The sequence below is a fragment of the Rhodocytophaga aerolata genome, assembly GCF_030503435.1.
Classification (GTDB): domain Bacteria; phylum Bacteroidota; class Bacteroidia; order Cytophagales; family 172606-1; genus Rhodocytophaga; species Rhodocytophaga aerolata.
The window spans coordinates 14110-26416 of record NZ_JAUKPO010000041.1 but is presented as its reverse complement, the minus strand read 5'-3'; the positions used below and the strand labels follow the sequence as shown (position 1 = coordinate 26416).

The window sequence follows — 12307 nt, the reverse complement described above, 5'->3', positions numbered from 1 at the left end:
GCTTCTTAGGTACAATACTTTATTCATGTACCTGGCAATGGTCAAGAAGCTTGCCTTTTATTGCAAGTTACTGATAATAAGAATATTAATTTTATTTTTGTTGGATAGGTTATTAACAAAAATGTCCGGAAACGTACACTTTTTGCACGCTTCCGGACATTAGCCTGAATCAAAATTTATCAGAGTAGATGATATGATTTACAGGATTATGTGTGTAGCATTTGAATTCAGGTAAGCATGTATTTTATCAAAAGTCAGCATTTCAATGTTCCTGCTAGTTTGAGAAGCCAGGAAGTAGTGGACTTAATTAATATCCTGGTTTTTTTGAAGCTTTTCTACGGCCGCTTGCATGGTATCTTTGTTAAGCTTATCCGGTGCTTCATTGGCAGCCAATTTTGCATGCTTCAAAGCTTTGCTATACTCTCCTACAGCAGAGTAGCCACGCGCCAGGCCTACATTCACCGGCCATGTTTTGGGATAGCGTTTGGCATTAAGTTTAAATATTTCCAGGGCATCCTGCTTTTTCCCGGCCATCAGTAACTGGCGGCCATAGGCATGTATCTGTAATGCGGAGGCAGTAGGATGATTGATAGCTTTGGCCATTACCTCTTTTGCTTCGGCCGTACGGCCCATTTTATCCAGAATCATGCCTTTGGTTTGCAGGGTAGTAAAGTTTTCCTGGCCAATATAAGTAGCTGTAATTGCTGTATTCGCCCACGTCAGCGCTTCTTCCAGGTTGGCATTATTCAGTAAGGCATAGTTGGCCGCCTGGTTCCATGCCTGCCAGCTGAAACCTTTATCTGATTGCAGTTCTTTGCGAAGGTTTGTCATGTATACCTCTGTCATATTGGGAACTTCAATTTTGAAAGGCACTTTCTTCTTCTCCCAGAATAAGGCAACTGTCGTAAAAGTAGGCCGGCGGTCAATAAACTCATAGGTAAGCCATTCATGGTGTTCCGATTCTTCTGGGGTTACTTCTACCCGTAACGCATCGTCTTTTTCCTCATAAAAATAGCTGCCCCAGGCTGTGGAATTATTGGAAAGAATCAGTGTCCAGGGCCCTTCTTTCTGTACCAGCATATGGAGCCCGTAGGTACCTGCTTTTATTGGTTTTCCTTGCACAGTTACATCATGCGAGAAGGAAATAGTAGTATTTTCATTGGCACCTGCCCGCCAGGGTGCCGGCTGATCCGGGCCAAAGCCTTGTTTTACCAATCCGTAATGGGCTACCTCTCCCCAGATTTTACCTGTGCGGTCTTCACCATTGGGCCCGGTTACATCTGGACTATTGTAGGTGATAGTCACATGTGCCAGTGAGCCTATATACTGGGTTACCATGGATTTCTGATTGTCGCCGCTGGGGGGTAAAGTTAATGACTGCGCCCACGATTGGGTGGTGATTAGTATCAGAAATAGGGCAGCAAGTAAAGGAATTTGTGTGTTGCGTTTCATTACTATAGGTTTATTGTTGTACAGGTGTTTGAAGTTATAGGACATGTAAAGTTTAGTAAGATTACTGAATTTTATGCTCAATTTCATCCTGCATTTTGGGGGATGTTGTGGCAATCCAACTGCCGGGAGTATATCGTAGGCAACATCTCAGTTCAAACAGTTAACTTTAGCTAAGTTTACTATGGCTGTACAGTATCTGAAAAATCCTGGCTTAAGATATAGGCATGATGTTATTCATTTCTCAGGCTGTTTACCGGGTTGGCAGACGCAGCTTTATAGGTCTACTGATACCTAGTAATCCCACTACAAGCATCATTATAAAACTTACAACTAAGGTACCTGCCCAATGATAGTTGATACGCAACCTGATTTAATAGATGACTTCTTGCCCAATAATCTAGCGGCAGCACTATACGGGCAGCTATAGGATAATTTGCAATTACTTAGCAATGAGTAATACATGAACTAGCGTACTATGTACCATTCATTACTCATCCCCTGGTATTCATTGGTAATTATTCACTCCTCAACGACTTTACCGGATTGGCCAGAGCTGCCTTAATTGACTGATAGCTGACTGTTAGTAAAGCAATCAGTAAGGCAAGTACACCGGCAACCAGAAATACCCAAAGGCTGATGTTAATCTGATACGCGAAATTTTCCAGCCACTTATGCATAATGTACCAGGCAATAGGCCAGGCAATGAGGTTACCTACCAGCACTAGCTTCAGGAAATCTTTTGACAACAAGGCAGTAATGTTGGTTACACTGGCACCCAGCACTTTACGTACACCTATTTCTTTGGTCCGTTGCTCGGCAGTAAAGGTGGCCAGGCCAAATAAACCTAAGCAGGAAATAATAATGGCTATTCCGGCGAAAATATTAAACAGCTTACCTGTCCGCTGCTCTGATTTATACAACTTATCAAAGGCTTCATTCATAAAGTTGTACTCAAAGGGATGATCTGGGTGGTATCTTTTCCAAAGCCTTTCTGCAGCTGCAATAGCTTGAGGAGCCATTTCGCCGGTAGTTTTTACATTTACTACACCAAACCAGTTGGGGTTATGAAAAAGGATCATTGGTGTAATTTGTTGGTGCAATGAAGCAAAGTGGAAATCTTTTACTACGCCTACAATGGTGCCCCGTACACTGTGGAAGGTAAAGGGCTGCCCTACCGGATTTTTCAAGCCAATGGCTTGTACAGCTTTTTCATTCAGGATGAACTTATTTGTATCGGCTTTGGTGCCTGTAAACCACTCTCCTTCCTTCAGCTGCAGCTTAAATAGGTCCTTAAACTCTTTGTCTGTGGAAATCTGAGAAGCAATGAGACGTTGGTTTGGCGCTTTTCCTTCCCACTCAATATCACTGGTGCTGCTACCCAGACTTACAATAAAGCCATTGGCGTACGATACATTTAAAATACCGGCTTCTTTGCTTAACTCTGACTTAATCACATCCAGTTTCTCATACATATTGCCCCGCAAACCAAAAGCAAATACATTTTCTTTATTGTAGCCCAGGTCTTTGTTTTGCATGTACCGGAGTTGCTCACCTATAAGTAAGGTACTGATAATAAGAACAACAGACATAGCAAACTGTGTAATAACCAATGCTTTACGGAACAAAGTAGTAGAGCCGCCAATGGTAAATTTTCCTTTTAGGGCTTCTACCGGCTTAAAAGAAGAAAGTAATAAAGCCGGATATACACCTGCTATAGCTATGGTTCCCAGCATGGCAGAGGCTAATACACCCAACACAGTAGGATTAGTAAAACTCAAAGCCAGGCTTTTATCTGCTATTTCGTTGTACATAGGGATTACCAGCGAAATGAGTAATAAGGCAATACCCATAGCCAGCGTAAATACAATCAGTGATTCTGCCATAAATTGCCCAAACACCTGAGAAAGCTGGGCTCCCACAATTTTTCGGATACTTACTTCTTTGGCCCGCTTAGTTGCCCTGGCCGTGGCCAGGTTTACATAATTGATACAAGCAATCAGCAGAATAACAATGGCTACTACGGTAAATATACGTACCGTCTTAATGCCGCCTTCTGTACCATCAGGGTTATACAGATGCACCTGTGAAAGTGGATTCAGGGCATAGCCAAAATCTGCCTCTCCGGCTTCTTTCTGATTGGCAATATGAATTTTAGTCAACTTCTCTTCTACCCGTTTGGCTAACGCATTTTCTTTCAGCTGAAAATAGGTAGTATAGTTATAATTTCCCCAGTCTCCTTCCAATCCATTGGGTTGGTATTGTCTGTTGTACTGTTCGTCGAGAATGCTGAAGGGAATAAACCACTCAAATTGGATACTGGAATTCTGCGGAATATCTGCAATTACGCCCGTAACCGTATACCCGTCTTTTTTATCCAGGCGGATGATTTTGCCAATAGGATTTTCGGTGCCAAAATATTTTGTGGCTATTTTCTGGCTGATAATCATAGACCGGTTGTCAGGTAAAGGATTTTTGGCATCTCCCTGAATCAGCGGAAAATCAAACATGCGGAACATGCCAGGGTCAGCATAGCCCCCTTTGGTTTCTATAAAACTTTTGCTATCGTATTCAAACACTCTGGCATTCCATTCGGTACGCAGCCGGGTGGCTTCCACTATTTCCGGCACTTCTCTTTTGCCAAAAGTAGCAATGGGTGCTGGGGTGGTTTGCCAGGTTTCTTTCTTGCCTCCTGCATCAAACCGGGCTACGGCCATGTAAATGTTACTGGCATTCTTATGGAAAGCATTATAGCTTAATTCGTCTTGTACCCATAGTAACATTAAAATTCCGGCAGCTAACCCAACAGCCAGACCCAGAATATTGAGAAAAGAATAAACTTTACTTTTCCAGAGTGTTCTAACAGCAATGATCAGGTAGTTTCTCAGCATGGCTTAGTAAATGATTAATGCGTATGGATAAATAATTTCAGAATATCAGCAAGTATAGTAATTTACTGTATGCCTGCTCATGCAACAAACCTGCCTTACAACTAAAATTTTGATTATCAATTAATTAAAAAACACACATATTTTTTCCTTCCCAATAAAAATGTCCGGAAACGTACACCTGCTGTACGCCCCCGGACATTTAATTGAACCTCGTTTCAAAAGTTGGAAAAGCTTATGCCGTAGCAAGCCAATACCCGTATTGGTAGACATCCTTATTCCTGGGCATTTGGTAAATTCTGTCCGCTACTCATTCCGCAGGCTCCTGATCGGATTGGCTAAAGCCGCTTTAATAGACTGGAAACTTACGGTGAACAGGGCAATGAGCAGGGCTACGCCGCCTGCTCCTATAAATATCCAGGGTGAAATAGCTGTTTGATACGCAAAGTTTTGCAACCATCGGTAAGATACATACCAAGCAATAGGCCAAGCTATACTATTTGCTAGCAATACTAATTTGATAAATTCTTTGGAAAGTAGTAAGGATAGGTTAGCAATAGAAGCACCTAATACTTTCCGGATTCCAATTTCTTTGGTACGCTGCTCAGCCGTAAATGAGGCCAGGCCAAATAACCCTAAGCATGAGATAATAATAGTTATACAGGCAAAATAATTCGCTAGTTTGCCTACTATCATTTCACTTCGGTACTGATTTTCAAAGGTTTCATCCAGGAAGTGGAACACAAACGGGTACCCAGGGCTATGTTTCTTCGTAACTTTTCCGAGACTTGCTAATGCTTCGGCAGTTTTTCCGGGCGTTGTCCGTACAACGGCCAGCCACGAATGAGGCAACGCTGGTACTAAAATCAAGGGTTTTATTTCCTGATGTAGAGAAGTTATGTGAAAATCTTTCATTACACCAATAATTCTACCTTTGCCATTCCAGAAGCTAATTTCCTTACCCAGAGGATCTTTCATATCCATCATCCGGGCAGCCGCTTCATTGATTATATAAGCCGAACTATCTGTCCCAAACTCGCGGGAAAAGTCACGGCCCTCTTTTAGCTGGATATGCATGGTTTCAATATAATCGTAGCCGGTTTGCAATACAGAAATAGATGCGCCTTTTTCGGGACGGCCTGGCCAATCCAGGTCGCCTGAAGAATTTTCTATTTGCATTGGATTGTCGCCTGTAGTAGTAATGCTTTGTATTCCCGGCGATTGAAGCAACTCTTGACGGAAAGGCTCGAAATGCTCATACAAGCCCCCTTCTAATGGAAAAAGGATTACATTCTCCCGGTTAAAGCCTAAGTTTTTATTTTGAATATACTCCATTTGCTGGTAAACGATCAGCGTACCAATAATTAATAAAGTAGACAAAACAAACTGAAAGACCACCAGGCTTTTGCGGAATACTACCGGGCCTCCGTTTATTTTCAATGTTCCCTTTAGTACGTGTATAGGTTTTAGGGAAGAAAGGAACAAAGCCGGATAACTGCCTGCCACCAGTCCGGTGAATAAGGTAGTAGCAAGCAGGATAAGTAAGGAAGATGGATTAGTATAGTTCAAGAAAATATTTTTACCTACAAGGCTGTTAAATATGGGCAATAGCATGTGTACCATCAGCAGAGCCAGCAGCAAAGATAATAGGGTGGTTAGTATAGCTTCTCCCATAAACTGGCTAATCAGGAAAGAGCGGCTGGCACCTACTACTTTTCGCACCCCTACTTCTTTTGCCCGCCGGGCAGAACGTGCCGTCGACAGGTTCATAAAATTAATACATGCAATTAGGAGAATAAATATTGCTATGACAGAAAAGAGCCGGATATAATCAATCCGCCCGCCATCTTGTTTGCCGTCAGTATATTTGGAGTATAAATAGATATCTGTATAGGCTTTCAAGAATAACTCGTCTTTCTCACCTGTGCGTTTCTCTTTTATGATTTTATTTATTTTGGCTTCCACCAGATCAGGAGAGGCATTGGAGCGAAGCTGAATATATGTGTAGATACTATAGTTCCCCCATCTTTCGAGCCAGTCGTTTTTCTTCTCAAATACTGTGTAAGGCAGCACAAATGTAAATTGCATACTAGAGTTGGCAGGGATATCCTGCATTACTGCCGTTACTTGGTAGTCTTGTTCATTGTTTATGCGGATAGCTTTGCCCAGAGGATTTTCATTGCCAAAATATTTCTTTGCCAGGTGCTCAGAGATAACAATAGCTGTAGGCGAACTAAGCATAGTTTCTACATTACCTTGTAGCACTGGAAACGTAAACATCTTAAATAGCTCAGGCGAAGCATAGATACCTTTCTCTTTAAAACTTTTTTCACCGAGTGTAAATAAGGCTTCTTCATTTCCATTCGTCCGGGCAACATATAAGATTTCGGGTACTTCTTCTGCCAGTACCTTTGCCAGCGGATTAGGAGAGGTTTCTGTCGTAAAGCCTTCGCCCCACCGCAGGTGAGCCATTATTCTATATATATGCTTCCCATTCTGATGAAATTTATCATAGCTCCACTCTTCTGTTACCCATAACATAATCAGTAGACTACAGGCAATGCCTAAGGCAAGGCCTGCAATATTGATAAAGGAAAACACTTTGTTTCGCCACAGATTCCTAAAAGCTATAAGTATATAGTTCTTAAGCATATAAGTGAAGGATTAATTTACTTGAACAATAACCTGCTTCGGGTTATACTATAATATAGTTGGTATATTTTTCCCTTGGCATATAGGCCGAAACAGGCCGTTTCATTGATAAACATTACTATATCATTCGCTTGACTATATATTACCTCCTACTCATTCCGTAGGCTCCTGATCGGATTGGCTAAGGCCGCTTTAATAGACTGGAAACTTACGGTGAATAGGGCAACACTAACAGCTGCCAGGCCAGCTATAACAAATATCCTTACATTCAGATCTATGCTATACGCAAAGTTTTCCAGCCACTTGTTCATGCCATAGTAGGCAAGCGGCCAGGCGATCAGATTACCTAACAATACCAGTTTCAGGAAATCCGTGGAGAGCATAGTAGTTATGCTGGTTACCGATGCGCCTAATACCTTTCGTACCCCAATTTCTTTGGTACGTTGCTCGGCGGTAAAGGCGGCCAGACCGTATAACCCTAGACATGATATAAAGATAGCTATTGCCGTAAGGTACCCAATGGTTTTAGACAGACGCCTGTCGGCTTCGTATTGGGTTTGTACTTCATCTTTCAGAAAAACATATTCAAAAGGCAAAGAGGCATTGTATTTCTGCCAGGACTGTTCTACTTCCTGCAATAGATTTTGCCAGTTACCGGTTTTGGCATTAATTACGGCATATTCAAACCACTGAGGCTCTTGTGTAATAAATACCATAGGCCGTACCGTTTCGTGCAGCGACTCATAATTGAAATTTTTCAGCACACCCACTATTTGCAGGTTCCATTGTTTACCTGCCCACTCGCCCTTTAGTGTTTTGCCAATGGCTTCTTCGGGCTTCCAGCCTATTTGCTGTGCAGCTGCTTCATTAATCAGGACACTCTGGTCTTTATCTGCCTGGTAGCGGCCAGCAGAAAAGGTACGCCCGGCTAGTACCTGGTAGGCCATGGTTTCGATTAAGCCCGGCTCTACTATATTTATTTTACAATTGGTCGCTTCATCTGGCCGCTTGCCTTCCGGAATAAAATTAGTATCATAGGCATAGAAAGCACCAGGATAGCTGCTGGTAGCCGCCACCGATAACACATTGCTTTGGGTTGAAATTTCATTTCTAAACCGCAGATATGTCTCTTGTGCTTGCCTGGTGCGAAGAGGTATAATTATCCGTTGTTCTTTATCAAATCCGAGATTCTTGTTCTGAATATAGTCTAGCTGACTGAGTATGGTAATGGTACCCGCCATCAGGCACACAGAAATAACAAACTGAAATACAACCAGGCCTTTCCGCAGAAAATTAGCGGCTATGTGGGTAACCATTATTCCTTTTAATACTTTTATCGGCTGAAAAGCAGAAAGATAAAACGCCGGGTAGCTGCCTGCCAATAGCCCGGTGAATAGGGTAATGCCTACTAGACAGCTTATGGTGAATAAGCTTAGGCCGTTCAAAAGAGAAAGCTGTTTGCCGGTAAGTTCATTGAATACTGACAGGCAAAGCAAGGTTAAGCCAAGGGCAACCACAATAGCCATACCTGATAAAATAATGGATTCTCCTAAAAACTGCCGGATAAGTGTACTCCGGTAAGCTCCCAGAATTTTACGCATGCCTACCTCTTTTGCCCGCTTGCCAGACCTGGCCGTAGACAAATTCATAAAGTTGACACAAGCAATTAATAAAATAAAAATGGCAATAGAAGACAGCATATACAGATAGGTAATACCGCCGTTGGCATTAGCCTCATGTTCTATAGCCGAATAGAGGTGAATGTCTGGTACGCATTGCAGAAAATGAGATTTGGTTATGCCGGCTTCTTTCATTCTATCGCCAGCATATTTTTGCAGAAAAGCCGGCAATTTAGCTTCCAGAGATTTGGCATCTGCATCGGGGCGAAGTTTAATGTAGCTATAAATAAAATTTCCGCCAATAAAATCTCTGGTGCTGGTTACATACTCGCCTAAGCCTTTACTATAGACTGAAGTAAAAAAGTTAGCCCTAATATGAGAATTGTTGGTAGGCTGTGCAAATACCCCTGTTACTTTATAATCGTTTTCGCCTATAGTCAATACTGCGTTCAAGGGATTAGCTTCTCTAAAAATTCTTTTGGCCATGGATTGAGAAATAACCACCGTATTTGGCTCACGTAGCGCCTGACCGGGGTTACCCACGATAAACTTGTAGTTGAAAATGCTGAAAAAAGTAGAGTCCGTTAATAATCCGTCGGTTTCAAAATACGTATTGTTTTGAAACACAACTACCTGTTGTTGTTTACCAGGCGGGTTTACCAGGCGGGTAGCCTGCACAATTTCCGGATATTCCGCTTTTAGGGCAAAAGCCAGAGGGCCAGGGCTGGTGGCCATAGTAGACTGGTTTCCACCGGCATTCAATTGGGTGGCTACTCTATAAATAGAAGCAGCATCCGCATGATGTTTATCGTAACTGCGTTCATCCTGAATATACAGTACAATCAGTATGCAGCACGTTATACCAATAGCCAGACCGAGGATGTTTATAAAGGAATATACTTTGTTTTTAAGCATATTCCGTAGGGTAATTTTCAGGTAACTGGAAAACATAGGGAAAGTAGTGTTGGCAGGGAATTAGGTATTGCTTTGGGTCTTCTAAGAAGCTAGTTAATTCAGGCTAATGTTACCGCCGGAAGTAGTTATTTTAATGGGTATACCGCCACCATTTACGGTGCCTTGCACTTTTTCTTTGCCAAGGTGGCCTTTGAAATTAGCAAAATTGGTGTGTATATTGTCTCCCCGCATATCTACATCAAAACCTTTTCCTTCAGGTAGATTAGCAGTGATATTCCCACCACTGGTATGAAGCGTCAGGGATTTTTCGAGTGAGCTGATTTTCGCCCGGATATCGCCGCCACTGGTATGGGCCTCTACACTGCCTGCTGTGCCTGCCAGACTAATGTTGCCACCGGCAGTTTTTACATCTATATCCCCTTTCACGTCATTTAAATCAATGTTGCCGCCACTGCAATTAACAGTTAATTTACCGTCGAAAGCTTCCACGCCTATATTGCCTCCAGAGGTTTCCAGTCTGGTTTCGCCAGTTACATTACGCATAGCTATATTTCCGCCACGGGTCAGGGCATCTTGCTTGCCCGAAAGGTCTGATAAACTAATATTGCCGCCTTTGGTTTCCAGATCTGTAGCGGCTTGTTTGGGAACATATATTTTAAAAGAGATGCTTAATCCATTCTTATTCCAGTTGATAGATTTCTTTTGAGTTACAATGGCCTTTATTGTATTACTCTCCTGGCTTATCGTAACATCATAATTTTGCAATCTTTCGTCCAGCTCTTCTTTAGAAAGTTTATTATTCCAGTTGCCATGCCGCACATACATCTCCACTTTTGCCTCATTGGATGCCTGCCCTACAATTTCAATATTTCCTCCTACGGTTTCTACCTGCACGAGAGTATTGTTGCCTACTGTAAAGTTTTTTACCTGGTAAGGCGTATCTTTTTGCTGTGCCTGACTAAAGCCGCAGATGGCTAAAAGTAAAAATACTATCCGGGTGATTCTATGTGTGTTCATGGTATGTTTGTTAAGTACAGTCGAATAATAATGCTATGCCACAAATTATACAATAAATCTGCCTGTTAGATAAAACTCTTACTGTCAAATACTTGCATTTAATTAATGGGTACATACGCAACAAAATTGTCCGGAAACGTACACTTTTTGTACACTTCCGGACATGGGTCTGAAGGCAGATTCTTTTTACTTTTTATTATAAACCGAAGGCATAATAGTAAACTGTTGGATCACCTGGGTAAACGCCTTCAATCAGAATACCGCCTTCTTCGGATTCCAGCATCTGGGCCAGTTGCCGGGCAGAATTTACTGGTTTGCGGTTTACTTTCGTGATAATAAAGCCTTCCTTCATATTGGTAGATGACCGCAAGGTACCAGGATACAATTTAGATACTTTTACGCCTGCCTCCAGGTTAGCTTTTTCCTTTTCCTGTTCCGTAATATCTGTAAACTCCGCACCCAATGATTTAATCACTTCACTGCGGGTATCTTTCACTATCTCAGTTTTCCCTTCCAGATTTTTTAATGGAATTTTCAACTTTTTCTCGTCGCCTTTGCGGTTGATAGTTACCGTTACTTCATCCCCAGGGCGGTGGCGGCCTATTAATTCTTGCAATTCGGCTACAGAGCTAACATTTCTGTCATCCACTTTGGTGATTACGTCGCCTATTTTAATGCCTCCGGCTTTGCCAGCCCCATCGGCCATTAAGCTATCTACATATACCCCAGTGTTTACCGACAAATCCTTCTCAGAAGCCAGTTTACCATTAACATCCCGGATCACAATACCCAGGTAGGCCCGCTGCACTTTTCCGTATTTAATAAAATCTTCAACCACTTTACTGGCGATACTGGTAGGTACGGCAAAGGAATAGCCAGCATAAGTACCTGTTGGCGTAGCAATGGCGGTGTTAATTCCAATCAGTTCGCCATTCAGGTTTACCAGGGCTCCCCCGCTGTTGCCAGGATTGACTGCAGCATCCGTCTGGATAAACGACTCAATGGGCGTTTTGTTGCGCTGTAAAATATTAATGCTCCTTCCTTTTGCACTGATGATGCCAGCCGTAACAGTAGATTCCAGGTTGAATGGATTGCCCACAGCCAGTACCCATTGACCAACTTTTACCTCATCGGAGTTTGCTAAAGGCAAGGTGGGCAAATCTTTCTCCTTAATTTGAATTAAAGCCAAGTCTGTGGAAGGATCTGTACCAATTACTTTGGCTTTGTAAGAACGTTTATCGTGCAGCGTCACTTCTATTTCGTCTGCTTTATCTATCACATGGTCATTGGTAAGAATATAGCCATCCTGGCTAATAATCACACCGGAACCAGAAGCTTGTGCCGGATCATTAAAGCCCCGGAAACGTTCACCAAAGAAATCATCTCCAAAAAAATCGCGGAAGGGAGAAGGTATATTCTGTACCGGCGTTTCGCGGCCTTTCATAGAAGAACGGATATGAACCACCGCGGGTGTTACTTTTTCAGCAGCCATAGAAAAATCCGGATGGGCCGCCGGGTTTATATCGCCGGACTTTGTATAGCTGGAGGCGACTCTGCTATAATTTTCCGGTACCTTCTCAATAATTACTTTGTTATCTTCTTCCAGCGCCTTATATGCTCCTAAAGTTATACAACCACCCAGCACAGCAGCCATGATAGTTGTGCCCATTTCTTTCCATGCAATGAGTTTCATAGATGTATCAGTAGTAAATAATACCTATATAAAATAATTCAGAGAAAGAGTATACAACCTTTTCGCTTACCTGG

At 42.4% G+C, this 12307-nt stretch carries 6 protein-coding genes; all 6 read right to left on the bottom strand.

Annotation, left to right across the window (positions count from 1 at the left end):
• Positions 1–303 precede the first annotated feature (303 nt).
• The 6 genes from Q0590_RS32540 to Q0590_RS32515 all read right to left on the bottom strand — a co-directional run bounded on the left by Q0590_RS32540 (position 304) and on the right by Q0590_RS32515 (position 12233).
• Positions 304–1452: a DUF2911 domain-containing protein gene (locus tag Q0590_RS32540; RefSeq protein WP_302041848.1), complete on the bottom strand. Its 1149-nt coding sequence runs from the start codon at positions 1450–1452 to the stop codon at positions 304–306.
• Positions 1453–1967: 515 nt separating this feature from the next.
• Entirely contained in the window at positions 1968–4340 is a 2373-nt protein-coding gene (locus Q0590_RS32535; protein ID WP_302041847.1) for an ABC transporter permease, read from the bottom strand.
• 303 nt (positions 4341–4643) lie between these two features.
• Positions 4644–6989 carry an ABC transporter permease gene (locus Q0590_RS32530; protein ID WP_302041846.1) on the bottom strand — a complete coding sequence of 782 codons (2346 nt, stop codon included), beginning with the start codon at positions 6987–6989 and terminating at the stop codon, positions 4644–4646.
• 149 nt (positions 6990–7138) lie between these two features.
• Positions 7139–9523: an ABC transporter permease gene (locus Q0590_RS32525; RefSeq protein ID WP_302041845.1), complete on the bottom strand. Its 2385-nt coding sequence runs from the start codon at positions 9521–9523 to the stop codon at positions 7139–7141.
• Between the two features lie 93 nt (positions 9524–9616).
• The gene (locus Q0590_RS32520) at positions 9617–10540 is read right to left on the bottom strand and encodes a DUF4097 family beta strand repeat-containing protein (protein ID WP_302041844.1); all 924 of its coding nucleotides are present in this window, start codon (positions 10538–10540) and stop codon (positions 9617–9619) included.
• Positions 10541–10736: 196 nt separating this feature from the next.
• Positions 10737–12233, bottom strand: coding sequence for a Do family serine endopeptidase (locus Q0590_RS32515; protein WP_302041843.1), 1497 nt, complete (start codon positions 12231–12233; stop codon positions 10737–10739).
• Between the last annotated feature and the right edge of the window lie 74 nt (positions 12234–12307).

Excerpts from the sequence above, each read along its gene's own strand:
- Q0590_RS32515 (WP_302041843.1), bottom strand. The coding sequence starts at position 12,233 with ATGAAACTCATTGCATGGAAAGAAATGGGCACAACTATCATGGCTGCT.
- Q0590_RS32525 (WP_302041845.1), bottom strand. The coding sequence starts at position 9,523 with ATGCTTAAAAACAAAGTATATTCCTTTATAAACATCCTCGGTCTGGCT.
- Q0590_RS32530 (WP_302041846.1), bottom strand. The coding sequence starts at position 6,989 with ATGCTTAAGAACTATATACTTATAGCTTTTAGGAATCTGTGGCGAAAC.
- Q0590_RS32535 (WP_302041847.1), bottom strand. The coding sequence starts at position 4,340 with ATGCTGAGAAACTACCTGATCATTGCTGTTAGAACACTCTGGAAAAGT.
- Q0590_RS32540 (WP_302041848.1), bottom strand. The coding sequence starts at position 1,452 with ATGAAACGCAACACACAAATTCCTTTACTTGCTGCCCTATTTCTGATA.
- Q0590_RS32520 (WP_302041844.1), bottom strand. The coding sequence starts at position 10,540 with ATGAACACACATAGAATCACCCGGATAGTATTTTTACTTTTAGCCATC.